Source organism: Lapillicoccus sp. (assembly GCF_039935575.1).
In the GTDB taxonomy this organism is placed as follows: Bacteria; Actinomycetota; Actinomycetes; order Actinomycetales; family Dermatophilaceae; genus Lapillicoccus.
The window spans coordinates 1-24,070 of the sequence record NZ_JBDTKA010000008.1; the positions used below are offsets into that span (position 1 = coordinate 1).

20 protein-coding genes are annotated in these 24,070 nt (G+C 70.3%); 16 read left to right on the top strand and 4 right to left on the bottom strand.

Annotated features, from left to right (window positions below):
- Positions 1-58: 58 nt before the first annotated feature.
- A complete protein-coding gene (locus ABI385_RS00945; RefSeq protein WP_348101853.1) occupies positions 59-6,424 on the bottom strand; it encodes a DUF5979 domain-containing protein in 6,366 nt (2,121 codons plus the stop codon).
- Between the two features lie 305 nt (positions 6,425-6,729).
- Between ABI385_RS00945 and ABI385_RS00950 the strand changes: the two genes are divergently transcribed.
- From ABI385_RS00950 to ABI385_RS00995, 10 genes are all read left to right on the top strand, one after another.
- A complete protein-coding gene (locus ABI385_RS00950) occupies positions 6,730-7,056 on the top strand; it encodes a DUF2853 family protein (protein WP_348101854.1) in 327 nt (108 codons plus the stop codon).
- Between the two features lie 48 nt (positions 7,057-7,104).
- Positions 7,105-8,055 (top strand): proline dehydrogenase family protein, encoded by a 951-nt coding sequence (locus ABI385_RS00955; RefSeq protein ID WP_348101855.1) that lies wholly within the window; start codon positions 7,105-7,107, stop codon positions 8,053-8,055.
- A gap of 3 nt (positions 8,056-8,058) precedes the next feature.
- A complete protein-coding gene (gene proC / locus ABI385_RS00960; protein ID WP_348101856.1) occupies positions 8,059-8,868 on the top strand; it encodes a pyrroline-5-carboxylate reductase in 810 nt (269 codons plus the stop codon).
- A gap of 18 nt (positions 8,869-8,886) precedes the next feature.
- Complete coding sequence (locus ABI385_RS00965; RefSeq protein ID WP_348101857.1) at positions 8,887-9,420, top strand: GNAT family N-acetyltransferase; 534 nt, start codon at positions 8,887-8,889, stop codon at positions 9,418-9,420.
- A gap of 4 nt (positions 9,421-9,424) precedes the next feature.
- Positions 9,425-9,964: a GNAT family N-acetyltransferase gene (locus ABI385_RS00970; protein WP_348101858.1), complete on the top strand. Its 540-nt coding sequence runs from the start codon at positions 9,425-9,427 to the stop codon at positions 9,962-9,964.
- Positions 9,965-10,036: 72 nt separating this feature from the next.
- The gene (locus ABI385_RS00975; protein WP_348101859.1) at positions 10,037-11,233 is read left to right on the top strand and encodes an acetoin utilization protein AcuC; all 1,197 of its coding nucleotides are present in this window, start codon (positions 10,037-10,039) and stop codon (positions 11,231-11,233) included.
- 149 nt (positions 11,234-11,382) lie between these two features.
- The gene (locus ABI385_RS00980) at positions 11,383-11,583 is read left to right on the top strand and encodes a helix-turn-helix domain-containing protein (RefSeq protein WP_348101860.1); all 201 of its coding nucleotides are present in this window, start codon (positions 11,383-11,385) and stop codon (positions 11,581-11,583) included.
- Positions 11,584-11,873: 290 nt separating this feature from the next.
- Positions 11,874-11,972, top strand: a complete 99-nt coding sequence (locus ABI385_RS00985; protein WP_003792170.1) for a 30S ribosomal protein bS22 — start codon at positions 11,874-11,876, stop codon at positions 11,970-11,972.
- Between the two features lie 162 nt (positions 11,973-12,134).
- Positions 12,135-13,187, top strand: coding sequence for an NAD-dependent epimerase/dehydratase family protein (locus ABI385_RS00990; protein ID WP_348101861.1), 1,053 nt, complete (start codon positions 12,135-12,137; stop codon positions 13,185-13,187).
- A gap of 656 nt (positions 13,188-13,843) precedes the next feature.
- A complete protein-coding gene (locus tag ABI385_RS00995; RefSeq protein ID WP_348101862.1) occupies positions 13,844-14,665 on the top strand; it encodes a lysophospholipid acyltransferase family protein in 822 nt (273 codons plus the stop codon).
- 115 nt (positions 14,666-14,780) lie between these two features.
- On the opposite strand, the gene ABI385_RS01000 is transcribed toward ABI385_RS00995, so the two are convergent.
- Complete coding sequence (locus tag ABI385_RS01000; RefSeq protein ID WP_348101863.1) at positions 14,781-16,361, bottom strand: DUF5667 domain-containing protein; 1,581 nt, start codon at positions 16,359-16,361, stop codon at positions 14,781-14,783.
- Positions 16,362-16,493: 132 nt separating this feature from the next.
- Positions 16,494-17,306 carry a sigma-70 family RNA polymerase sigma factor gene (locus tag ABI385_RS01005; RefSeq protein ID WP_348101864.1) on the bottom strand — a complete coding sequence of 271 codons (813 nt, stop codon included), beginning with the start codon at positions 17,304-17,306 and terminating at the stop codon, positions 16,494-16,496.
- A gap of 67 nt (positions 17,307-17,373) precedes the next feature.
- On the opposite strand from ABI385_RS01005, the gene ABI385_RS01010 reads away from it, so the two are divergent.
- The 6 genes from ABI385_RS01010 (at position 17,374) to hemB (ending at position 23,512) form a co-directional block, all read left to right on the top strand.
- The gene (locus tag ABI385_RS01010; protein WP_348101865.1) at positions 17,374-17,637 is read left to right on the top strand and encodes a glutaredoxin family protein; all 264 of its coding nucleotides are present in this window, start codon (positions 17,374-17,376) and stop codon (positions 17,635-17,637) included.
- A 182-nt stretch (positions 17,638-17,819) separates the two neighbouring features.
- Positions 17,820-18,503 (top strand): redox-sensing transcriptional repressor Rex, encoded by a 684-nt coding sequence (locus ABI385_RS01015; protein ID WP_348101866.1) that lies wholly within the window; start codon positions 17,820-17,822, stop codon positions 18,501-18,503.
- Positions 18,500-19,831: a glutamyl-tRNA reductase gene (locus ABI385_RS01020; protein WP_348101867.1), complete on the top strand. Its 1,332-nt coding sequence runs from the start codon at positions 18,500-18,502 to the stop codon at positions 19,829-19,831. Before ABI385_RS01015 ends, ABI385_RS01020 begins: the two co-directional genes overlap by 4 nt.
- Entirely contained in the window at positions 19,828-20,856 is a 1,029-nt protein-coding gene (gene hemC / locus ABI385_RS01025; protein WP_348101868.1) for a hydroxymethylbilane synthase, read from the top strand. The genes ABI385_RS01020 and hemC overlap by 4 nt, the downstream gene beginning before the upstream one ends.
- On the top strand, positions 20,853-22,478 hold the full coding sequence (locus ABI385_RS01030; RefSeq protein WP_348101869.1) for a uroporphyrinogen-III synthase: 1,626 nt from the start codon (positions 20,853-20,855) through the stop codon (positions 22,476-22,478). Before hemC ends, ABI385_RS01030 begins: the two co-directional genes overlap by 4 nt.
- Positions 22,478-23,512: a porphobilinogen synthase gene (hemB, locus tag ABI385_RS01035; protein WP_348101870.1), complete on the top strand. Its 1,035-nt coding sequence runs from the start codon at positions 22,478-22,480 to the stop codon at positions 23,510-23,512. Before ABI385_RS01030 ends, hemB begins: the two co-directional genes overlap by 1 nt.
- Here the strand turns inward: hemB and ABI385_RS01040 are convergent.
- Positions 23,493-24,041 (bottom strand): hypothetical protein, encoded by a 549-nt coding sequence (locus ABI385_RS01040; protein ID WP_348101871.1) that lies wholly within the window; start codon positions 24,039-24,041, stop codon positions 23,493-23,495. The two genes, hemB and ABI385_RS01040, sit on opposite strands and share 20 nt — an antisense overlap.
- Positions 24,042-24,070 lie beyond the last annotated feature (29 nt).

Here is a 24,070-nt window from a genome sequence, read left to right on the forward strand (position 1 = left end):
AGCATCGTTGCTTCAGCGGTGAAGCCCGGGACCGGCAGCCACCCACCGATCGAGCTGATCAGTCCGTCTCGCGGCGATAGCGGGAGAACAGCAGTAAGGCGAGACCGAAGAGCAGTGCGGCCCCCCCAGCCACAACGGCGGGGAGAAGCTGCGCGCCGGTCGCAGGCATACCTGCGTTGCCGCCTGGCTGCGGTGCGGGGGGCGGGGTGTTGGTGAAGGTGTTGGTGAAGGCGACCGTCGCCGTGCCCTTGACCTTGCCGACCACCCCGTCAGCAGCGCCTCCGGACGTGGCCGCGTCGGAGTCGACGACCGACACCGTGTCGCCGGAGGGTGGACCGACCTCGGCTGCCGTGCAGGTCGAGCCCACCGGCACCAGGACGGTGTGCTTGCCTCCGGATGACAGGGTGAACCGCGCATCGGTCGAGGCGAGTGGCACCTGGAGGATGGCGCCGTCGGAGCCGGTGAGCAGGCAGGACAGCGTGAACGTGTAAGGCCCCGCACTGCCGTCGCCGACGACCTTCTTGCTCACCTCGACGGTGGCTGCAGCGAAGGTGTTGCGTGCGGTGATCGTGGCCGCGGGCGAGCTGCCGGGGCCGGTGACGACGACCGCGTCGGTCGCAGACCCATGGTCGATCGTCACGGTGGTGGCGCCCCCGTCGCCGGTCTCGACGACCCAGCACCGAGCTCCGACCGGCAGCTTCTCGAAGGTTGTGCTGGCCCCTGCGCGCAGGGTGAACGCCTGGTCGGTGACGATCGGAGTGTCGCCGCTGCCGGTCGGCAGGACGCAGGACAGCTGGAGCGGGAACTCGATCACGGGTGCCACACCGGCTGCCGGCCCGTCGACGACCTTGCCGATCTGGAGCGAGCCGTAGTCGAAGGTGTTCGTTGCGGCGATCATGAGCTGCTGGGGAGCCGTCGCGGGAACCTGGACCGTCACCGGTGGCGCGGTCTCCCACGAGCTCGGTGCGACGGTGCTCGACGTCGCGCCGCCAGTGTCGCTCTCGACACCCCAGCACCGCGACCCGACCGGGAGCCTCAGCGGCTGGCCGGCGCTGAGGACTGGCAGCACCTGGCCGCCCTTGATCGTGACCGGGCCAGAGAACAGGGTCTCGCGGACGCCGGCGACCTCCCGCTGGCAGGTCACCTGCACGGTGAAGGACGCGTCGGTGGCCCACGTCTCTCCGGCTGCCGGGCCGGTCAGGGTCTTCTCGAGCTGCAGCGTTCCGGCCGAGAACTCGTTGCCGAACGCGGCGATCACTGTGTCGGCCTGTCGGCCGCCCTGCGCTGGTCCCTTGGCGATGGTGACGGTGACCGGTGGGGGCGTGCTGTCCGCGCCGGCGCTGTCCGTCTCGGTGACGACGCAGACGGAGCCGATCGGTCCGGTCGCGACGGTGGAGGTGTATGCCCCGGAGGCCGGGTCACGGGTGACGGTGAGGCTGCGCTCGAACTTGCCACCGTTGAAGGTGCAGGCGGCGACGAACGTGAACGGGCCGCCGGAGAACTGCGGGGTACCGGCGCCGCTGACCGTCTTGGCGACGACGAGGCCGCCGAGGTCGAACGTGTTCGTCACGGCGATGGTCTGCGGCGTGCCGTCGACCGTCGTGACGATGCCGGAGCCCTCGGCCGGCGGGTTGGGTGCGGGCAGGTACGTCACGCTGGTCGCCGACCCGGTGGCCGTCTCCACCGCCGAGCACCGCACGCCAGCAGGCACGCCGGTGATCCGCTGCTCACCAGCGCCGTTGAAGGTGACGAGCTTGGGGAAGCCCTTGACGACCTGGCCGCGGAAGATGCAGCTGACCTCGACCTCGAACGGGCCCACCCCGAAGGAGGCCGCCGCGCCCTGCACCTTCTTGTCGATCAGCAGCACCGCGTCGGGGAAGCTGTTGGTGATCGTCGCGGTCTGCACGGTCGGCGTCTCGCCGTACCCCGGTGTGATGTTCACGACGACGGGTGAGCCCTGCGGGTGGTCGGTGACCCCACCAAGCGCGTCCTTCTCGTAGACCTCGCAGCGGGCTCCCGCGGGCAGGCCCGGAACGGTCACCGGGGTGCTCGCCGAGACCTCGTAGTCCTTGTCGAGGACGGTCTGCTGTGGGCCGCCGATGGGGGTGATGACGCACGTGACGTGGAACGGGAAGGCCAGGTCGTTCAACGGCAGGTTGGCCGGGTTAGCACCGATCGCCTTCCCTAGCCTCAGGCCGTTGTATGCGGTCGCGACGCCGACCTTCAGCGGCTCGGTCGGGGGCAGCACCCGAGCGGAGCCGTCGCCCTTCAACGTCTTCTCGGAGTGGCCGAACGAGTTCCACGCGACTGTCGGGTTGGCGACCTGCGGCACGACGAGGGGCGTCTTCATCGAGAAGGTGAGGTCGACCTCGCCGGCCGGCGCGAGCGCAGGGCGGAACGCGAGATCCATCTTCACGCCCGTGTTGTTGGGGCCGAAGGCGGCCGACCACGACCCGGGCGGGCAGGTCTTGACGCCGGTGAGGTCTAGGTCTGCGCCGCAGACCGCACCGTCGGTGAAGGTGTCGACGAGCGCGGCTCCACCCGGGGTCGGCGGCCGGATCAGAGTGGGCGGTGTGACCAGGGTGGGCCGGTTGGCCCACTGGGTGCCGCGCTTCTCGCCGGTCAGCACGACGCCGGTGTCACCGGGTGCCGGGAAGGCGTCGACGAGCCGCATCTGGGTGCCCGGCTCGGTGCCGGCGTTGACGACCTGGATGACGTAGTCGAACTGGTCGCCCGGGTTGACCAGCGCGATGCACGGGTAAGCCGTGTAGCTCGTGCCGGTGGGGGTGTAGGTCGGGCAGCTTTCGTCGCCGACGGGCACCGGCAGGCCGGTCACGGTGTTGAACCACCCGAGCGCTGGGTTGCCGGCGACCCACTTCTTGGCGTTGAAGGCAGCACCCGCGTTGGTGGTGACATTGGCCGTGTCGGTGCAATACTTGCCGCCGAGGAAGCCAGGATCGGTGGGGCCGTTCTGGCAGGTCAGGCCCGGGGCCGGGGAGGTCGCGCCGGCCTTGTTGGTGATCACCCGGCCGGCGACGGCGCCCGGCGCGAGCTTGGTCTGGAACTGGATCTCCACCTGCGCGTTCGGGGGCATCTGCCAGTCGCCGAAGTCCCACGCCACCTCGGTGATCCGGGTGCCGGACACTGTCGGGGTGAACGTGACCTTGGCCGGCGGGTTCACGCCGGCCGGCAGGCCGGTGACGACGATGTTGTAGGGCACGCTCTGCCCGTCCACCGTGCTGCCGTTCCAGGTGTCGTCGAAGTCGAGGCCGGCGGGGATCGGGTCACTGACGAGCAGGTTGGGGATGTTTGCCGTGCCGGTGTTCTTCACCGTCAGGCTGAACGGGGCGGGCTGGCCGGGCGCGACGTTGGAGTCCGGGCCCTTGGCGAACGAGAGCTGCGGGCTGCCCTGGGTCAAGGTGAGGGTGGCGTCGTTCGGCGCGATCGGCTGCAAGGTGCCAGGGTTCTGGAGCCGCGACTCGAGACCGCCTGTGACGGTGTCGGTGAGGGTGGCGGGGACCGGGCCGCCGCTGACCAGCGTCGCGCGTGGGGTCACCGAGAAGCACGCCGTGGCGTTGGCGCAGGCGCCGCCACCGGTCAGGTTGGACCCCGGCGTCAGGTTGTAGCCGCCGTTGGCCCCGCTGCTGCTGGTGAAGGTGAAGCGCACCCCGCGCACCTGGCTCGCGGTGACGCCGCCGGGCAGTCCTGGTGTGGCACTGTTGGTCGGCGCCCCGGTGACGAAGGTGCCGGCGGTGCAGGCGGCCGCGGACGTGCATACGTCGAGCTGCACCCGGTCGGCGCCGGGCGGGAAGTTGACCCCGTCGACCTTGACGAAGTCAACGCCGTCGAAGAAGTCGGTGTCGGTGTCGGCGGTGACCAGGCGCTTGAGGCTGAGGTTGCCGTCGTTGCCCGTCGCGATCTTGACTTGCGCGTTCTGCTGGGGGAGCCCGGCGATGGGCCGCGGCAGCGAGCCAGGCACGATGTTCTTGTTCAGCGACGCGCTCGCGCTGGCCGGGCCGGTCATCAGGCTCGGGGAGCACCAGGGGTCGATGCCGGGGTAGCGGGTGCCGTCGGCGCCGACCGTGTACGCGCAGTTGGTGATGGTCTGGTCGTCGGGCACGCCGTCGCGGCGCAGGGTGGAGATCGTCAGGTTGACGCTCTGGGTCGGCGCCAGGTTGCCCTCGACGACGGCGCGCACGCCCTTGGCGCGAGCGAGCAGGGCGGCGTCGGTGCTATAGGCGACCCAGCCGGCGCCCGGGTCGAAGAGCTGCACGCTGACCTTGGGCGAAGCGCCGAAGTTCGTGCTCACTGAGACACCGGTGATCTGCAGGCTGTCGAAGGGGTTGGGTGCCGCGGGGTTGCCCGCGCCGTCGACTTGCGGGTCGGCGATGCCGGGCCGGACGAGGTCGATGTTGCCGTTGTTCGTCAGGTTGAGCCCGAAGACGATCGGCTGGCCGGGCGGGACGGAGCCCTGCGAGCTGGTCTTGACGCCCGGCCCGCTGACCTTGGGCAGCTGCACCGGCAGCGTCTTGCAGGCGGTGCCGGAGCCGGTGCCGCTGCCGCGCGCGTCGCGCGAGATCGCCATGTCCGCGCAGTTGTCGACCCCGGCGCCGGGGTTGCTCTGGGTGGGCACGTCGCTGTTGTCGACCTTGGCGTTGAGGTTGCCGTGGAAGCCGAGGGTGGCGGTGGCGTTTTTGGCGATCGTCCCGCTGCCCTGGGCGTCGGTGCCGGAGTAGGTCACCGAGATCTTCGACGGTGGCGACGTGTCCGGACAGCCGGTGGGAAGCGAGCTCTGGTTGGAGGTGAACGTGCGGGGGCCCACGGTGGAGCCGTCGCGGCAGGTGACCGTGAGGACGGCCTGGGTGGCGCCGGAAGGCAGCAGCACCTGGATCGAGGTGACGTCGACCTTGGCGAACTCGTTCGGCGACGTCGCCGACGGTTCGGTGATGGTCAGTGAGGCCACCGGGAAAGCCGACTTGTTCTGCACGGCCATCAGCGCCGAGACAGGAGAGCTCTCGCCCAGAACGGCATACTCGCCGCTGTCCTGCTTGTAGTTGCCGTTGGTGTCGGGGAAGAAGCTCTTGCCGGTGCCGAGCGAGACGACGTTGGGGATGACCGTGAAGTTCGCGCACCCCGGGTTGCTCGTGGCGGAGGCCGGAGTCCCCTGGTTGACCGCCGTCGTCGTGGCGCAGTTGCTGATGGTCAGCGCCTTCGGCGGGTCGAGGGGCTGGCCGGTGGAGCGGTCCGAGGAGCGCAGCTTCATCCCGAGCGTGGCCGTGCCGCCTGGGCCGTTGTCAGGCCCGGGCAGCACCGCGCCGGCGTTGTCGGTGAAGCGGACCCGGACTGCGGTGACGAATGGCGCCTCGATGCTGGCGGGCAGTGGGAGCGCGCCGGTGGCCGAGACGACCGGCCCCGGCTGGTAGTCGGCGTCGGTGCACGTGCCCGCGGGAGCGGTGCAGACCAGCAGTTGCGCCCGGTTCGCGCCCGCCGGGAAGGCGGTCAGGGTGGCGCCGGTGTAGTCGAAGGTGTTGAACGTCGCCTTGGCGGAGTCCTCGACGGTGAGGCTCGTCACCTTCGCGGACGTGGAGGACTGGTTCTTCACGCCGAGGGCGATGGTGCTCTCGGCGCCGCTTTCGGCGACCGCGCTGGACGGAGCCCAGATTTTGCTGGTGACCGGCTTGACGACGACGGGGATGCTCACCGGGGTGGTCACCTCGGAGGTGGCGGGCGCCGAGTTGTCGGCGGTGAAGTCCACGGTGTTCGGGATGATCGTGCCGTCGGCGAGATCGGTGTTGGGGGGCAGCCGCAGACCGACCTCGATCGTCTGGGCGGTGCCGTCGGCCATTCCCTTGGTGTTCGGCGGGGTGCGCAGTTTCTGCACGAAGGTGACGGTCAGGGTCCGAGTGGCAGCGACGTAGGCGACGGTGTAAAGGCCGGGGATGCTCGGGGGCAGGTTGGTCACGTCGAGGCCTGTCGGCAGCACGTCGGTCAGGGTCGCGTTGACGCACCCCGACTGCAGGCCGGAGCAGCGCGCGTCGAGGGTGTAGGTGATCGTCTTGCCCGGCGTGAGCGGCCCCCCACCAGCGACGGCGGCCGTCTTGTCGACGCCGACCTTCTGCGGGAGGACCGGTGGAACCGCCGCCGTTCCCGCCGTGGCCGCCGTGCCCGCCGTGGCCGTCCGCGCCGCCGGGGCTGCGGGGGTGGCCGAGGAGGAGGGGGGATCGGTCGGCGTGCTCGCGGTGCGCGGGGTCGGGGTCGTCGACGTCGTGGCCGCCGACGGTGCGGCGGAGGTCGGTGTCGGAGCAGGGGTGGCACCGTTGGTGGGCAGACTGGCGGCGGCCGCTATCGAGGGCGTCGTCATCAGCAGGAGGGCGGTCAGAACCGCCGCGAGACCGCCGTGAGACCTCAGGGACCGACCTGACACGTTGCCCGCTCCTCACACGCTTGAGTGACGCCAAAGGTATGTCGCCGGTCGCCGGGACTCATAGCTCCCGCACAGACCCGAGACAGTCGACCCCCGCTGTCCACGTCGGCAGACCGTACCTTACCTCCGCCAGACCTCCGCCAGACCTCCGCCGGGTGACGAGGTCACCGGGCGCAGTAGAGCGAACTGACCACGGTCGAGGTCCCGGTGGTTTCGGTGAGCGCGGGCTGATGTCCTTGGTTAACGCTGCTGACTATGGGACATTCTGATTGCCCAGTTCCCCGGAGTGCGAAGGACACCAGATCATGGCTGAAGCTGCGACGTATCTACCGGATGTCAAGAAGTACGACCCGAACCCCGACGAGGCGGCGATTGGTGGGATCGTCAAGCACCTAGGTATCGCACTCCGCGGCCGGGACTCGTCGCTGGTCTCGGCGTCCGACCCGGTCGAGCGGGCCACGGTCCGCGACGGGTTCATGAAGAAGAAGCTGGCGCTCACCGACTCCGACGCCGACCTGGACGCCGCGCTCGGTGCCGTGCTGGACCAGATGGCGGGCGACCGGGCCAAGTCTCGGGTCACTGTGTGCTACCTGCTGGCGAAGAAGTACGACAAACTGGCCGAGTTCCACTAGCCCGCTTTCGCCGACGCATACCCTGAGGCCGCCAGATACATTGCTCGGGTGGAAGCCAGTGACCTGTTGCGCAACGGCCTGCTCCAGCTCGCCTCGTCCACCGCAGTCCGGGACGTCATCAAGAAGGCACCGATCAGCCGAGCCGTCGTCCGCCGCTTCGTCCCCGGCACGCTGACCGCCGACGCCGTGCGGGCGACCCGTGACCTGCACGCGACCGAACGCATGGTCACCATCGACTACCTGGGCGAGGACACCACCGACCGGGCGCAGGCCGAGCACACGCGGGACGCATACATCGAGCTGCTCGACGCCCTGGCCGCAGCCGACCTCACGCTCGGTGGCGTCACGGAGGTCTCCCTCAAGCTCAGCGCGCTCGGACAGGCCCTGCCGGGGGACGGCAACGCGATCGCCCTCGAGCACGCGCGGCAGATCTGCCGCGCTGCGGGTAACGCCGGCACCACGGTCACCCTCGACATGGAGGACCACACGACCACCGACTCGACGCTGGAGTCTCTGGTCGAGCTGCGCCAGGACTTCCCGGGCGTCGGGGCGGTCGTGCAGGCATACCTCTACCGCACCGAGGCCGACTGCCGAGACCTCGTGGAGGCGGGGAGCCGGGTCCGACTGTGCAAGGGGGCCTACAAGGAGCCCGAGTCGGTCGCGTTCCAGAACGGCGCCGACGTCGACAAGTCCTACGTGCGCTGCCTCAAGGTGTTGATGGCCGGCGACGGCTACCCCATGGTCGCCAGCCACGACCCTCGCCTGATCGAGATCGCCGGTGCGCTCGCGGCCAAGCACGGTCGCAACCCGCAGTCCTTCGAATACCAGATGCTCTATGGCATCCGACCCGACGAGCAGCAGCGGATCTCCGACCGGGGCGACCAGATGCGCGTCTACCTCCCTTACGGCGAGCAGTGGTACGGCTACCTCATGCGCAGGATGGCGGAGAAGCCCGCAAACCTCGCCTTCTTCCTGCGCGGCGTCGCGACGAGGGGCTGAGCCGTGCCCACCACCACTGCGATCTTCGGCGCCGGCGTCATGGGCGAGACGTTGCTGTCGGGGCTGATCCGGTCCGGGCGCACCGTGGAGGAGCTGGTCATCACCGAGCGCCGGGCCGACCACGCCGAGAAGCTGAAGGCCAAGTACGGCGTCCGGGTCCTCGACAACGCAGCGGCCGCAGCGGCCGCCGACGTGCTCGTGCTCGTGGTCAAGCCGCAGGACATGACCGGCCTGCTTGCTGAGATCAGCGAGCACGTCGTCCCCGGCAACGTCGTGGTGTCGCTCGCGGCGGGGATCACCACCGCGTTCCTCGAGTCGCGGCTGCCCGACGGCTCCTCGGTCGTGCGGGTGATGCCCAACACGCCGGCGCTCGTCGACCAGGGCATGGCCGCGGTCTCACCCGGGAGGCACTGCACCGACGAGCACCTGGACGAGGCCGAGGCGCTGCTGCGGTCCTGCGGCAAGGTCGTGCGGCTGGACGAGAAGCACCTCGACGCGGTGACCGCGATCTCCGGCAGCGGCCCGGCATACATCTTCTACGTCGTCGAGGCGATGATCGAGGCGGGAGTGGTCCTCGGCATGCCTCGCTCCACCTCGACAGAGCTGGTGGTCCAAACGCTTTACGGGGCCGCCACGATGCTCAAGGAGACCGGGGAGCACCCCACCGTGCTGCGTGAGCGGGTGTCCTCGCCGGGCGGGACCACCGTCGCTGCCCTGCGCCAGCTCGACGACCACAAGGTGCGGGCCGCGTTCATCACCGCTATAGAGGCTGCAGCGTCACGCTCACACGAGCTCGCGTCGCCGCTTGACTGACCCGGATGCCTGACCCGTATGCCTGACTCGCATGCCTTGGGCCGGCTCGAAGTGGTCGCGGTGACCCCGGACGACTGGCGCAGCCACTCCCGACTCCGGCTCGACATGCTGCGCGAGACACCGGACGCGTTCTGGACCACGTACGCCGAGGTCGCCGACCTCGACGAGTGGGGCTGGCGCATCCGGATCGCCGGTCAGCGGCACCTGCAGGCTCGGGTCGACGGCGTATCGGTCGGGTCGGTCGGCCTCTGGGACGACCCCGACGAGCAACCCGGTACCACCACTCTCATCGCCATGTACGTCGTCCCGGACGCTCGCCGTCGTGGTGTGGCGGTCCGGCTGGTGCAGGCCGTCATCGACGACGCGCAGCGACGGGGGCAGGATCGGGTCCGCCTCGAGGCGACGAGCAGCAACAGCCCAGCCATCGAGCTGTATGCCCGGATGGGGTTTGTCGACACGGGGATCCGCAACCCGCACCCTCGCAAGGACGATCTCCATGAGCTCGTCATGGACCGCCCTCTCGTCGCCCGGGCCCCCGACGTGGAAGGCTGACCCCATGAGCGACGTCACGGTGCGCCCGCTGGGCGAGGAGGACTGGCAGCTGTTCCGGAGCATCCGGCTGGCTGCGCTGAGCGATTCCCCCGACGCGTTCGTGGCGAGCGTGGAGGAAGAGCAGGACTACGACGAGGCGTTCTGGCGCGAGCGGATGCGCCGGTCCACCCGACTCGTCGCCGAACGCGAGCAGGACGACGGGATCGAGCAGCTCGGTGTGGTCAGCCTCGGCCAGGCCAGGGACGACGAAGGAAGGATCGGCGAGATCTTCGGGCTGTGGGTCGCTCCGTCCAGCCGGGGCACCGGCGTGGCGACCCGGTTGGTCGAGGCGTCGGCGGAGCGGGCACTCGAGGACGGCCGCAGCCACGTGGCGTACTGGGTCGGGACCGACAATGGTCGTGCTGTCGCCTTCGCGAGCGGGATCGGGTTCCGCCCCACCGACTCCCGGCGTCCGATGCGCGTGCAGTCGGACGACGGCGAGGAGGAGATCGCGATGCTCCTGCCCGTCGGCGACGACCGGGGACGGCCCGTCTTCCTGCTCTAGCACGGTGCCAGCACGGTACGGGCAGGGTGGCTGTCCACGGGTGCAGGGCGCCGAGGGGATAGCCTCGCGGCCATGCCAACGCAGGCGCAGGTCGTCTGGGACCCCGGGTTCACGAGATACGACTTCGGGCCCACCCATCCGATGTCCCCGCTGCGGCTCGACCTCACGGCGCGGCTCTGCACGGCGTTCGGCCTGTTCGACCACCCCGACGTCCACATGGTCCATCCGAGCATGCCGAGCGACGACCTGCTGGCGACCGTGCACGACCGTGGCTACATCGAGGCCGTCCGTCGGGCCTCCGACGACCCGGACACGGAGGATCTCGGCCACGGCATCGGCACCGGCGACGACCCGGCGTTCTCTGGGATGCACGACGCGAGCGCGTTGGTCGTGGCCGGGACGAGAGACCTCTGCGAAGCGGTCCTCACCGGGCAGTCGGCGCACGGCGTCAACTTCTGCGGAGGGCTACACCACGCGATGCCGGATGCGGCCTCGGGCTTCTGCATCTACAACGACGTGGCCGTGGGGATCAGGTGGCTGCTCGACCAGGGTGTCGAGCGGGTCGCCTACGTCGACGTGGACGTCCACCACGGCGATGGCGTGGAACGGATCTTCTGGGACGACGAACGCGTGCTCACGGTGTCCATCCACGAGTCGGGGCGGGCGCTCTTCCCGGGTACCGGGTGGCCGGGGGACCTGGGCGGCCCACGCGCGCAGGGGTCGGCCGTCAACGTCGCGCTGCCCCCGGGAGTCGGCGACGCCGGCTGGCTGCGCGCCTTCCACTCCGCCGTCCTGCCCGTGGTGCGATCGTTCCGGCCTCAGATCCTGGTGACCCAGCACGGCTGCGACACGCACATCCAGGATCCGCTGGCACACATGGCGTTGACCGTCGACGCGGGGCGGTCCGCAGCGTTGGCGTTGCACGACCTCAGCCACGAGCTCTGCGACGGTCGGTGGGTCGCCCTGGGCGGCGGCGGGTACGAGATCGTCGACGTGGTCCCGCGTGCCTGGACGCACCTGACTGCCATCGCGACGCATCGGCCGATCCCGGTCGAGGTGGCGGTCCCCGAGTCGTGGCGGGACTACGTGCAGCAGCTGACGGGGCGGCCCGCTCCGCGGCGGATGGGCGACCGAGCACGTGACGCCGGGCCGCTCTGGTGGCGGTCGTGGGACGTCGGCTACGACCCCGAAGACACGGTCGACCAGGCGATCATGGCGACGCGGCGGGCCGCGTTCCCGCTGCACGGTCTCGACGTCTGGTTCGACTGACCTGGCAGGCCCTGGGAGCTTACGGAGACTCGGGTTTGCTGCAGGCTTCCCCAAGCGTCACACCTGCCCCTAGAGTGACCTCTTGCACCCGCTCAGTCCTTCGCCGGAGGGGAAGCCGGCGCTGGTGCGGGTGCAGATCGAGGGTCATCATGTCCACTGAGCGTCAGCTCGCCGAGGTGCGGTTTCTCACCGTCGCCGAGGTCGCCTCGATCATGCGCGTGTCGAAGATGACCGTCTACCGCCTCGTCCACGCAGGAGATCTGCCGGCCGTCCGCGTCGGACGCTCTTTCCGGGTACCCGAGGACGAGGTGCACACCTACCTGCGCACGTCGTTCGTCGACACCGCGTGAGGCCTTCGGGCCTGCCCGAGTGATCGAGCACACTGCGCGTCCTGCGAGGGGTGGACCGCTTGGCGGTCCGCCCCTCGCCGCGTCCAGCGCCGACGCGAGCGGGTGAGCCGCATACCGGCTCGGGCTCGTTGCCCGGATGCGTCGGCGGTTTGGGCCCCTCGCGCGAGGACGGTACGATCGTGCAGATCAGTTGGGCCAGTGTCGTGCGGTGATCCCCATCGCGTCTGCACCAGCGCGACGACACGCATTCCACCACCGGTTCTGCAGGCCCCACCACGCGAGGATGTTCTATGGGTTCAGTCATCAAGAAGCGCCGCAAGCGGATGGCGAAGAAGAAGCACCGCAAACTGCTGCGCAAGACGCGCCACCAGCGCCGTAACAAGAAGTAGCCGGACAGGCGTACGACGCTGGCCTCCGCCGCACTCGGTGGGGGCCTTTGTCGTCCCGACGTGCGGTCCACCTGGCCTGCGCCTGGCGACCTGTCCCGCAGCGGGCCGGAAGGGCCTCGCTAGGTAGGATCGAAAAGGCAGGCTTGCGGAAGGGGGTGTCTCGTGGCAACGGTCGTGCTCGTCACCGGCGTCTCGCGCTACCTCGGAGGCGCCTTCGCCCGCTCACTCGGTTCCGACGACTCCCTCACGCGCATCATCGGCGTCGACGTGGTGCCGCCGCCCCACCCGATCGGCCGGGCCGAGTTCGTGCGGGCGGACATCCGCAACCCGATGATCGGCAAGATCATCAGCCAGGCCGGCGTCGACACTGTCGTGCACATGAACGTCATCGCGACGCCGCTCTCCGCCGGTGGACGGACCTCCCAGAAGGAGATCAACGTCATCGGCACGATGCAGCTGCTCGCTGCCTGCCAGAAGGCCGACGCGCTGACCCGGCTCGTCGTGAAGTCATCCGCGGCCGTCTATGGGTCGTCACCCCGGGACCCGGCGATGTTCACCGAGGAGATGGGCCCGAAGTCGTTGCCCCGCGCGGGTTTCGGCAAGGACTCGGTCGAGGTCGAGGGATACGTACGCGGGTTCGCTCGCCGCCGCCCGGATGTGGGGATCACGACGTTGAGGTTGGCCAACATCATCGGCCCCGGAATTCGCACCTCGATGACCGACTACTTCTCGCTGCCCGTCGTGCTCGCTCCGCTGGGTTTTGACGCGCGCATGCAGTTCGTCCACGAGCACGACGCAACGGCCGCGCTGGTCCGCGCGACCATGGCGCCCGGGGCGTTCGGCAACGTCAACGTGGCGGGTGACGGGATCATCACCCTCGCCCAGGCCGCCGCGATGGTCGGCCGGCCGATCCTCCCGGTGCCGTTGCAGGCCGCCGGCATCCTCGGCGGCATGGTGAAGCGCACCGGTCTCGCGGACTTCTCGGACGACCAGATGCAGTTCCTCGCCTTCGGGCGGGGCCTCGATACGACCCGGATGCGGCAGTCGCTGGGGTTCGAGCCGCAGTTCACGACGAAGCAGGCGTTCCTCGACTTCGCCGGCCACGTCCCCGCTCTGCTGCCCGGGGCGACGACGTTCGGCCACGCGGTCCAGGACGCCGCCGGGATGGCCGCCGGTGCACTGTCCCAGGTCCTCGCCGGGCGGGGTGCCTGGTGACGCCACCGAGCACCAGGAGCGGGACGCCGAAGGCGACTTCAGCCGAGCCAGCACAGGCCCCCAACAAGACGCCGGCGAAAAAGAGACAGATCAGGAAGGCGGCCACCAACAAGGCAGCCACCAAGAAGGCGGCGTCATCGAGCACGTCGAGCAGCTCAAGCACCTCCGTGCTCGCGTCGGGAGCCGCGCGCGCCATCGGTGAGCGAGCCCGACGCCGCGGCACTCCCCTGCTGAGCGCCGTCCCGCTCCCTTCGCGGCCCACGACCTCGGCGTCACCGGGGCCCATGGTGTTGCCTCCAATGTCCCCTCCAGTGTTGCCTCCTGTGTCGTCGACCACACCCAGGGCCCCGACGACACCGAAGACACCCAAGCACCGACCTCGCCCCGCCGGTCGGCCCAGCGCCCCGTCGGCTAAAGCCGTTGCGCGGTCGGGGGGGCGGGCCCAACCGCGAACCCCGTCCGCCGCCACTGGCACCCGGGCCCTCCATGCCGTCCCTGAGCTGTCCGAGGCATACTCCGACGAGCCGGTCCCAGTAGCCCAGGAAACGTCTCGTGTCCTGGCACCCGGCATCGAGGATCTCGTCAAGGCGGGGGTGGCGGCGCTGCGCACCGTGGTCGCCGCGTCGGGTGTGGCGCCGGACCAGGTCGAGAGACAGGTGGCAGATACCCTCGCCTTCCTGCGGCGACGGCTGACCGGGGATTTCGAGGTCGACGACTTCGGCTTCGACGAGGACTTCACGGTCAACGCCTACCTCCCGTTCCTGCGACCGCTCTACCGTCGGTGGTTCCGGGTGGAGGTGCGGGGGATCGAGAATCTCCCCGCCGAAGGGGGGGGCCTCGTCGTCTCCAACCACTCGGGCACCCTGGCGCTCGATTCGTTGATGACGCAGGTGGCGGTCTACGACGAGCATCCCGCCCACCGGCACCTGAGGATGCTGGGGGCGGACTTCGTCTTCCAGACGCCGTTCGTGGCCCAGATGGCCCGCAAGTCGGGCTCCACCCTGGCGGCCAACGTCGACGCTGAACGGCTGTTGCGCGGCGGTGAGCTCGTGGGTGTGTGGCCGGAGGGGTTCAAGGGGATCGGCAAGCCGTTCAGTGAGCGATACAAGCTGCAACGGTTCGGCCGCGGCGGTTTCGTCGCCTCCGCAATCCGCACCGGGGTGCCGATCATCCCCTGTTCGATCGTCGGCGCCGAGGAGATCTACCCGATGCTCGGCAACATGAAGACGTTCGCCCGGCTCGTCGGAGCGCCCTATGCGCCGATCACACCGACCTGGCCGCTGCTGGGTCCGCTTGGCCTGATCCCGTTGCCCAGCAAGTGGATCATCGAGTTCGGCGTGCCGGTCGAGACGGCCGACCTGGGTCCGGGCGCGGCCGACGACCCGATGCTCATCTTCGACCTGACCGACCGCACCCGCGAGACGATCCAGCAGACCCTCTACTCGCTGCTCATGCAGCGCCGGTCCGCCTTCTTCTGAGGCCCACACCTGTCCGTATGCCGGTCACGGCCCGTTCCCGGACGCGCGAGACGAGCCCTGGGTGTAGCTGAGGGCTGAATGGGCGCCGGGTGAGGATCCGAAATCCGGCGGTGGGTCAGGGAGCCGTCGGGGCCGCTGCGGACGGTTCGGCGGCCGGCGCAGCCGGCGTCGGCGCGCTGGCGGTGTCGGTGGCGGGCGTCGCTGGTGTTCCGGGCGTCCCCGGTGCGTCTGGTGACCCTGCTGTCCCGGTCCCCTTCGTGCCCTGGCCGGGGGGGTTCTGCGGGATGACCGTGTCAGCATCCTTGCTCGAGTCCTTGCTCGAGTCCTTGCTCGAGTCCTTGCTCGAGCCCTTGCTGACACCCCCGTCCGCCGGGGCCGGGGCCGAGGTCTGGGCCCGGGCCGGGGGAACGGCCGCGGCCGGAGGTGAGACGACCGGAGGGGTCGGGATGGTGACCGGCGGCGCCGGCGTCATGGTCGCGCCGCTGGATCCCGTGCTGCCGTCGAGCGCGCCGGACGGCTGGCCCGCCGACCCGGTCGGCACCGTGGTCGTGCCGTCTGTCGGCGGGGCCGAGGGGTCGGGAGGACTTACCGGAGGCGCGGACTCAGCCGGTGGTGCGGCGGGGGAACCCGAGGAGGCGGGGGGAGGGCTGGCAGGTATGCCTGCGGAACCCGTGGGAGAGCCCGCGGCCGGTCCGCCAGACGCCGGCGGACCAACGGAGACCGTGCCTCCTGAGGTGTCACGCGCACCCGAGGTACTCGACTCGCCGACCCCCGGGGAGGTTCCACCCGGGGAGGTTCCACCCGCGGAGGTTCCACCCGAGAGGCTTCCGTCCGAGGGCAGTGGGATGTTCGACGAGGTCAGCTGCGGGTTGGTCAAGGCGACGACCGGGAGGCATGCCGGGCACGCTGTGAGACCCGTGGACGCTACCGCGCCGATCTGGGTGACGGCGCTCTGGAGCTGGCCCGCGAGGGACCGTGCCGTCTCGGGCACGCTGCCGACCAGGGCCGCGAGGGCGGGAGTCACCCGGAGGGTGAAGTCCCGCAGGGCGACGAGCGAGCTGGAGTCTCCGCGCAACGCAAAGTCCTGCTCAAGTGTCTGGCGGGCCGTGCTCGCGGTGTCGAGCGCTCCCTGCAGCGCCGCTTGGACGTCGTCCGCCGTGGCGCTCGAGCCCGGTCGGCGCGCCATCGAGGCGAGCTCCTGAGCCTGCCCGATGTGACGCTCCGCCTGGCTCAGCAACGTCTCACCACGCGACTGGTCCGAGCCGGCGAGGCTGACCGCGGCGACGTCGATGAGGTTGCTGACGGGGTAGAGCGTCTGGCCGGGCATCGAGGCGCGTGAGGAGACTCCGAGCACCGCCCCAACCACGAACGCCGAGGCACCCATCGAGGCGGCGACTCGGGGGACGGTGTTCTGGACGATCGAGACGACGGGTCCACGGCTCGGTGCGAGCCCCACCGGGTAGCGGTGTCGACCCGCCGTCACAAAGACCGGGCGGGTCTGCGGCATGGGCTGCTGAGCGAGCAACCGCTCGGCCAGCGATGCGACGAACGCCGGGTCAGGCCCGTACGCGTTCTGGCCGAGCCGCACCTTGCCGAGGGCCCGCAGGACCTCGATGTCGGGGCACAGCGAGTCATCGGCTGGGCCGCCCTGGAGGGCGGTCTGCAGCCGGTCGCTCGCGCGGTTCAGAAAGGCCATGAACATCCTTGGAACATCAACCGACTGGCGACGACGCTCACCGGTGCGGGGGTCACCACTGCACAACGACTGAAGCAACCCCAAGTTACGGGGGCGTAGGCCGCCGAAAGCACCGTGAGTGACAGCGCCAGGTCAGAGGGGGGCATCGCCCAGCTCCTTCCTGAGCGACCGGACAGCGCGCAGCTGGAGCTGCTTGACGGCGTTCTCGTTGCGTCCGAGGATCTGCGCGCACTCGGCGATCGACATCCCGTGCAGGAACCTGAGCACCAGGCACTCTGCCTGGTCATCGGTCAACCGACGGATCGCCTCGACCAGCCGTTCGTCACGGCTGCGGAGCAGCGCCAGGTCCTCGGGTCCCGGTGCGGAAGCCGGGTGACCGAGATCGGCGGTCTCCAGCAGGTCGGCGGTGGTCACCTCGAGACGGAACCGCGCGGACTTGGCCCGGTCGGTCAGCAGGTTGCGGGCGATCGTGATGAACCATGCGCCGATGTCCCGGCCCTGCCAGGTGAACGAGCCGATGCGCCCGAGGGCCCGCATGAACGTCTCCGACGTGATGTCCTCGGCCGCCTGACGCGTACCGGTTCGGACGAAGGCGTAGCGGTAGACAACGCCGACGTACATCTCGTAGAGCTGGCCGAAGGCCTCGACGTCGCCACCGCGGGCCAGGTCTACCAGGGCGACCACGCGCGGGTCGACGACGTCCGGGGAGCGTTCGGGACGACTGGCGCCCCGGCTGCGATCCGGGTGGCTGCCGCCGGTGCGTGAGACAAGCGGGTCGCTTCCTACGGCCTGCGCGAGGAGGATGCGCAGGTCGGCCAGCCCCGGCACAGTGCCACCGGTTAGCCCGTATGCCGGCTGTGCGTCCCTCAGGGTGCGCTGGAAAGCGGCTTGGCGGCCTCCCGAGCGGCGGCGCCCAGGCCAACCGGACAGGTGCGTGACTGACATCGGCGACAGTCTGGCACCGCCGGGGGGGTTGCGTGAACCAACTCGCAGAATCGGTCAGACTAGGAGGGTGGAAGGTCAACCGGACGACCCGCGAATCACCCTGATCGGACGGCCTGGGTGCCATCTGTGCGACGAGGCAAGGGAGGTCGTGTCCGAGGTGGCTGAGGAGCTCGGGGTCGGGTGGCAGGAGTGGTCCATCGACGACGACGACGCCCTGCGTGAGCAGTATTGGGAGGAGATCCCGGTCACCCTGGTGGACGGCGCTCCGCACGACTTCTGGCGGGTCTCGCCGGATCGGCTGCGGGCGGCTCTGCGTCGCGCACCCCGCTGACGTCGGCGGGGTGGTCCGACGCGTGTCCTTCGACTTTGTGCAGTGCTTCACAAACGCTTAGTCTGAATTCAAACCACGCGCTCCATCCCGTCCAGATGACCATCGCGAGACAGCATCTGCCGCTTGGCGGTCAGGCCATGGTCGGCGCAGGGACGGTAACAGGTGAAAGGAGCCGGTGCACTGTGACCGCGCACCCCAACGCCGTACCTGCGTTCCGTCGAGAGATCCCCGACGCGACCGTCACCCGGCTGCCGGAGTACCTGCGCGCCCTCACCGACCTCGCCGAGCGCGGCACCACGAACGTCTCGTCCGAGGAGCTGGCCACCGCCGCCGGGGTCCGGTCGGCCCAGCTGCGCAAGGACCTCAGCCACCTCGGCTCCTACGGCGTGCGTGGCGTCGGGTACGAGGTGGACCACCTCGCCGTAGAGATCTCCCGGGCCCTCGGGCTGGCCCAGAACTGGCCCGTCGCCATCGTCGGCCTCGGCAACCTGGGTCGAGCGCTGGCGGCATACTCCGGGTTCGCCGCAAGCGGCTTCCGGGTCGCCGCGCTGTTCGACGAGGACCCTCAGGCCAACAGCACTCCTGTGGGTGACGTGCTCGTGAGCCCGATGTCCGACCTCGGCGCTGTGCTCGCGGAGCGACGGATCTCGATCGGCGTGATCACGACACCCGCGTCGGCCGCCCAGCAGGTGTGTGACGCGCTGACTCAGGCCGGGGTGCGCTCGATCCTCAACTTCGCCCCGGTCGTGCTCGTCACACCCCCGGGGGTCAACGTGCGCCGGGTCGACCTGAGCACCGAACTGCACGTGCTCGCCTTCCGCGAGATGCAGAACGAGCGACCGGCCTCGCTGGAGGTCGCCCAGTGAGCCTGCTCGTCATCGGCCTGTCCTACCGCACCGCACCGATCGGCCTTCTCGAGGCGCTCGCCGCCGCCCCGGCCGACGTGCTCGCGCAGCGGGTCGCCTCATCGGGCGCCGTCGAGGAGTCCGTCGTCCTGTCCACCTGCAACCGCCTCGAGGTGTATGCGGAGGCGGTCACCTTCCACGGTGCGGTCGCGACGATCGGTGAGGTGCTGGCCGACCTGAGTGGCGTGGGTCTGTCAGAGCTGACGTCACACCTCTACGTGCACTACGAGGACCGGGCGGTGGCCCACGCCTTCACCGTCGCCTGTGGTCTGGACTCGATGGCCATCGGCGAGGTCCAGGTACTCGGCCAGCTGCGCGAGGCACTGCGCACGGCGCAAGAGTCGTCGACCGCCGGCCCGTCTCTCAACTCCCTGCTGCAGCAAGCACTTCGAGTGGGCAAACGGGCCCACAGCGAGACCGGGATCGACACCGTCAGCAAGTCTCTGGTCGAGTCCGGCCTCGACCACGCCGAGGCGCTGCTCGGGCCGCTCGCGTCTTCGTCGGTCCTCGTCGTCGGTGCCGGTGGGATGTCGGGCTTGGTCGCGGCGACGGCCGCCCGGCGCGGTGCGCAGCGGCTGGTCATCGCCAACCGCACGCTCGCCAAGGCCGAGCGGCTGGCGCAGGCCACGGGTGGCACAGCCGTCCCGATGTCAGAGCTGGGGGACGCGCTTGCCGGCGCCGACGTCGTCCTCAGCTCGACTGGCTCGGTGGGCAACGTCCTCGGCGTGGCGGACATCACGGCCGCCGCCCGCAGCCGCGAGGGACGACCACTCGTCCTCGTCGACCTGGCCCTGCCGCACGACGTCGACCGGGCCGTCGCAGATTTGCCGGGAGTCGAGCTGGTCGGGCTGGCCGAGCTGGGTGCGGAGCTGGCGGCACTCGCCGACGTCGACAGCCTTCCGCAGGCGCAGAAGGTCCGCGACCTCGTCACCGGTGAGGTGGCGGCATACCTGACGGGTCGCGCTGTGGCGTCCGTCGCACCGACGGTCGCCGCGCTGCGTTCGCGGGCCGCCGGAGTGGTCGACGCCGAGCTGGAGCGGCTCGACCAGCGGATGCCTGCCCTCGACCCCGCCACCCGGGCGGAGGTCACGCGGACCATCCACCGCGTCGTCGAGAAGCTCCTGCACACCCCCACCGCGCGGGTCAAGGAGCTCAGCAGCGACGGCCACGGCCAGGAGTATGCGGCCGCGCTTCGTGAGCTGTTCGACCTCGACCCGCACGTGGTCGCCACAGTCTCCACCCCGCCTGCCCCCTCGCCACTGCGCGGGAACCTCGGAGGTGAGTCGTGACCACACCCACGCCCTTGCGGTTGGGCACCCGGCGGAGCGCGCTGGCCACCACCCAGTCCGAGCGCGTCGCGCACGCCCTGAGGGCACGCGGACACGAGGTCGAGCTGGTGGCGATCTCGACCCTGGGGGACACCTCGACCCACCAGCTGACCACGATCGGCGGCACCGGCGTGTTCGCGGCCGCGATCCGCGGTCGCCTCCTCGACGGGACCGTGGACCTGGCGGTCCACTCACTCAAGGACCTGCCGGTCGCCTCGGAACCGGGTCTCGTCGTGGCTGCCGTGCCGCCACGCGACGACCCGCGTGACGTGCTCGTTGCCCGGGATGGACTGACCCTCGGTGAGCTGCCCAACGCCTCCACCGTCGGCACCGGCTCCCCGCGTCGGGAGTCGCAGCTGCGCGGGCTAGGGCTCGGCCTGGACGTCATGCCGGTCCGGGGCAACGTCGACACCCGGATCGGTTTCGTCCACTCCGGGTCGCTCGACGCAGTCGTGCTCGCCCGGGCCGGACTGGCCAGGCTGGGGCTCCTCGGCGAGGTCACCGAGACGCTCGACCCGCTGCAGATGCTGCCGGCGCCCGGCCAAGGAGCGCTCGCTATCGAGTGCCGAGTCGACCGCTCCGACCTCGTTGCCGCGCTCGCTGAGCTCGACGACCCGGACAGCAGGATCTGCGTCACCGCTGAACGCGCTCTGCTCGCCGCCTTGGAAGCGGGGTGCATGGCCCCCGTCGGCGCACTCGCGGAGATCGTCGAGGGGGAGGACGGCCTGGAGCTCTCGCTGCGTGCTGTCGTCGGTTCGCGCGACGGGTCGGTCCTGCTTCGTCGCTCGATCGTTGCGTCCGCGCACCACCCACAGGACGCAGGCCGACGCCTGGCCGACCTCCTGCTCGAGGACGGCGCCGCCGACCTCGACGTCGACGATCCACCTGGCCGACCCCCCGCGCACCCGCCCGACGGCGTGAAGCGACATCCGTCCCTCATCCCCGCACCCCACCGCACCCCTTCTGATACGGAGCAGGTCTCGTGACCCCCACCACCACCAACCGCGCCGGCAACCCAGCCGGCCGCGTCGCTTTTGTCGGAGCCGGACCCGGGGACCCTGGTCTGGTGACCCTGCGAGCCCGTGACCGGCTCGCCGCCGCCGACGCCGTCGTCATCGACCAGGTCAACCGGCACGACATGGTCGCCGGTTTCGCTCGGTCCGACGTCACCGTGGTCGACGCCGGTCACGGCGAGCACGGCGAGGAGCTGACTCGCGCGTCCCGCGCCAAGATCCTGGTCCGCACTGCCAAGTCCGTGGGTGGCGACGGTCTGGTCGTCCGCCTGATGGACGGAGACCCCTCTTTGTTCAACGGTTTTGCGGAGGAGGCCCTGGCGCTGCACAAGGCCGGGATCCCCTTCGAGGTCGTTCCGGGTGTGAGCGCGGTGACCGCCGTGCCGACCTACGCCGGTGTGCCGCTGACCACGCAGCTGTCGACCGCCGTCCACGTCGTCGACGCGGGTGACCGCAAGCACGACTGGGCGCCCGCTGTCCCCGGCCACGTCACAGTCGTCGTCCTCGGCGTCCCTGACACGCTGGCCACTGCTCTCGCCGCATTGCGCGCTGCCGGCCGCGGTGACGAGACGCCGGTGATGCTGACCGAACGCGGCACGACCACGAACCAGGTCACCCACACCACGACGCTCGGTCAGGTCCAGGACCTGCTCGGGAGCACGGCGGTGCACTTCCCGTCGCTGGCCGTCGTCGGATCCAGCGTTGCACTACGCTCCGAGCTGTCCTGGTTCGAGACCCGGCCACTGTTCGGCTGGAACGTCCTGCTGCCCCGCACCAAGGACCAGGCCGGGGCCACGATGGAACGTCTCGCCTTCTACGGCGCACGCGCCGACGTCGTGCCGACCATCTCCGTGGAGCCTCCCCGCGCTCCTCAGCAGATGGATCGAGCGATCAAGGGCCTGGTCACCGGGCGTTACGAGTGGGTCGGCTTCACCTCGGTCAACGCGGTGCGTGCGGTGCGCGAGAAGTTCGAGGAGTTCGGGCTCGACTCGCGGGCCTTCTCCGGCCTGAAGATCGCCGCCGTCGGTGGCGTGACCGCGGGCGCGCTGCGCGACTGGGGCCTGGTCCCCGACCTCGTCCCGGCCGGTGAGCAGTCCGCCGCGGGGCTGCTGGCCGAGTGGCCGGAGTACGACGACCTGCTCGACCCCATCAACCGGGTCTTCCTGCCGCGCGCCGACATCGCGACCGACACGCTCGTCGCCGGGCTGGTCGAGATGGGCTGGGAGGTGGACGACGTGACGGCATACCGGACGGTCCGTGCCGCCCCGCCGGCCCCCGAGGTGCGCGACGCGATCAAGTCGGGTGCCTACGACGCGGTCGTGTTCACCTCGAGCTCCACGGTCCGCAACCTCGTGGGCATCGCAGGCAAACCGAACCCGTCCACGGTCGTCGCCGTGATCGGTCCGGCGACCGCCAAGGCAGCCGAGGACGCTGGCCTGCGGGTCGACGTCCTGGCGCCGACCGCCTCCTCCGACGCACTCGTCGACGCGCTCGCGGCCCACGGTCTGGGGCTGGCCGCGGCGGCGCGTGAGGCCGGCGAGCCAGTGCTGCGTCCGAGCGAGACCAAGACGGCCGCCCGGCGCCGAGCTCGCTGATGACGCCGGGGCTAGTGACTCCGGGCGACCCCCTCGTCCCGGTCGTCCGGCCCCGGCGCCTGCGCCAGAACCCGGCTGTCCGGGCACTGGTGGCCGAGACGCGGCTGCACCCGCGCGAGTTCGTGCTCCCGGTCTTCGTCAAGGAGGGGGCGAGCTCGCCAACCCCGATCGCCAGCATGCCTGGGGTGGTGCAGCACAGCCTCGGCTCGCTCGTCGACCAGGCCCGACGGTGTGTGGCTGCTGGGGTAGGCGGGTTCATGGTCTTCGGAGTGCCCCTCGCCAGGGACGCCGCCGGTTCGGGGGCCGACGACCCCGACGGGATCCTCAACGTTGCACTCCGACGGGTCCGCGACGTGGTCGGTGACGACCTGGTCCTGATGGCCGACCTCTGCCTCGACGAGTTCACCGACCACGGCCACTGCGGGGTGCTCACTGAGGACGGGAGGGTCGACAACGACGCCACCCTCGACCGGTATGCCTCGATGGCGGTCGCTCAGGCCCGCGCCGGCGCTCACGTCGTCGGGCCGAGCGGCATGATGGACGGCCAGGTACGCGTCGTCCGCGCGGCTCTCGACGCGGCGGGCTTCACCGACACGATCGTGCTCGCGTATGCCGCCAAGTACGCCTCCGGGTTCTACGGCCCCTTCCGCGAGGCGGTCGAGTCCTCGCTCGTCGGCGACCGGGCGGCCTATCAGCAGGACCCGGCCAACCGGCGCGAGTCGCTGCGCGAGATCCAGCTCGACCTCGACGAGGGCGCCGACCTGGTGATGGTCAAACCGGCGTTGACCAACCTCGACGTCATTGCCGCAGCTGCCGCGATGGCGACGGTACCCGTTGCGGCATACCAGATCTCGGGTGAGTACTCGATGATCGAAGCGGCGGCTGCGCGCGGTTGGATCGACCGGCAACGCTGTGCCCTCGAGTCGCTGACCTCGATCCGACGGGCCGGGGCGCAGGTGATCTTGACCTACTACGCCCTCGAGGCGGCCGACTGGCTCGGCGGGCTTGGCGAGGTCAGGTCTGCCTCCACCTGAGCAGCGCCCTGCGGGTGCGGGAGGCGTCGACGCCCACGCAGCCGAGCATCACCACCCCGGTGAGGACGCCGCTCACGATGGCCACGGACTCGGGTGGGCCCGCCCGGGTCAGCGCCACAACCATCCCGACCACCCCGCAGGCCAGGGTCAGCCAGCCCAGCCAGACGAACACGTCCTGCGTGAAGACGACGTGGAACACCAGCCAGTGCACACCGAGGACGATCGCCACCCACGGCAGCGTCGCATCCGGGCGGTCGAACACCCGGATGAACAGCTGGGCACCCCCGACGATGGCCACCACCTCGAGAGCGACCGTGATCCAGAAGGCCTGCAGCTGACGCGAGTCGGGTGCGTAGGCGTTCGGGTCGTCCGGCACCCGCAGCACCAGCCACACGACGAGCAGGAAGGACACCGCACCAGCACCACGGACGTAGGCGGGCCACGGTTGCGGCACGGCGCCCGCGTTGATCGCCACGAAGAGGACACCGCCCACGGCACCGATCAGCGCACCGACTCGTGCTGGCCTCATCGGACCATTCGATCATCCCAGGAGGGAGA

What these genes read in the sequence shown, in the direction of transcription:
- ABI385_RS00950 (WP_348101854.1), top strand. Translation starts at nt 6,730, where the DNA reads ATGGCTGAAGCTGCGACGTATCTACCGGATGTCAAGAAGTACGACCCG.
- ABI385_RS00965 (WP_348101857.1), top strand. Translation starts at nt 8,887, where the DNA reads ATGCCTGACTCGCATGCCTTGGGCCGGCTCGAAGTGGTCGCGGTGACC.
- ABI385_RS00970 (WP_348101858.1), top strand. Translation starts at nt 9,425, where the DNA reads ATGAGCGACGTCACGGTGCGCCCGCTGGGCGAGGAGGACTGGCAGCTG.
- ABI385_RS00975 (WP_348101859.1), top strand. Translation starts at nt 10,037, where the DNA reads ATGCCAACGCAGGCGCAGGTCGTCTGGGACCCCGGGTTCACGAGATAC.
- ABI385_RS00980 (WP_348101860.1), top strand. Translation starts at nt 11,383, where the DNA reads ATGTCCACTGAGCGTCAGCTCGCCGAGGTGCGGTTTCTCACCGTCGCC.
- ABI385_RS00985 (WP_003792170.1), top strand. Translation starts at nt 11,874, where the DNA reads ATGGGTTCAGTCATCAAGAAGCGCCGCAAGCGGATGGCGAAGAAGAAG.
- ABI385_RS01000 (WP_348101863.1), bottom strand. Translation starts at nt 16,361, where the DNA reads ATGGCCTTTCTGAACCGCGCGAGCGACCGGCTGCAGACCGCCCTCCAG.
- ABI385_RS01005 (WP_348101864.1), bottom strand. Translation starts at nt 17,306, where the DNA reads ATGTCAGTCACGCACCTGTCCGGTTGGCCTGGGCGCCGCCGCTCGGGA.
- hemB (WP_348101870.1), top strand. Translation starts at nt 22,478, where the DNA reads ATGACGCCGGGGCTAGTGACTCCGGGCGACCCCCTCGTCCCGGTCGTC.
- ABI385_RS01040 (WP_348101871.1), bottom strand. Translation starts at nt 24,041, where the DNA reads ATGAGGCCAGCACGAGTCGGTGCGCTGATCGGTGCCGTGGGCGGTGTC.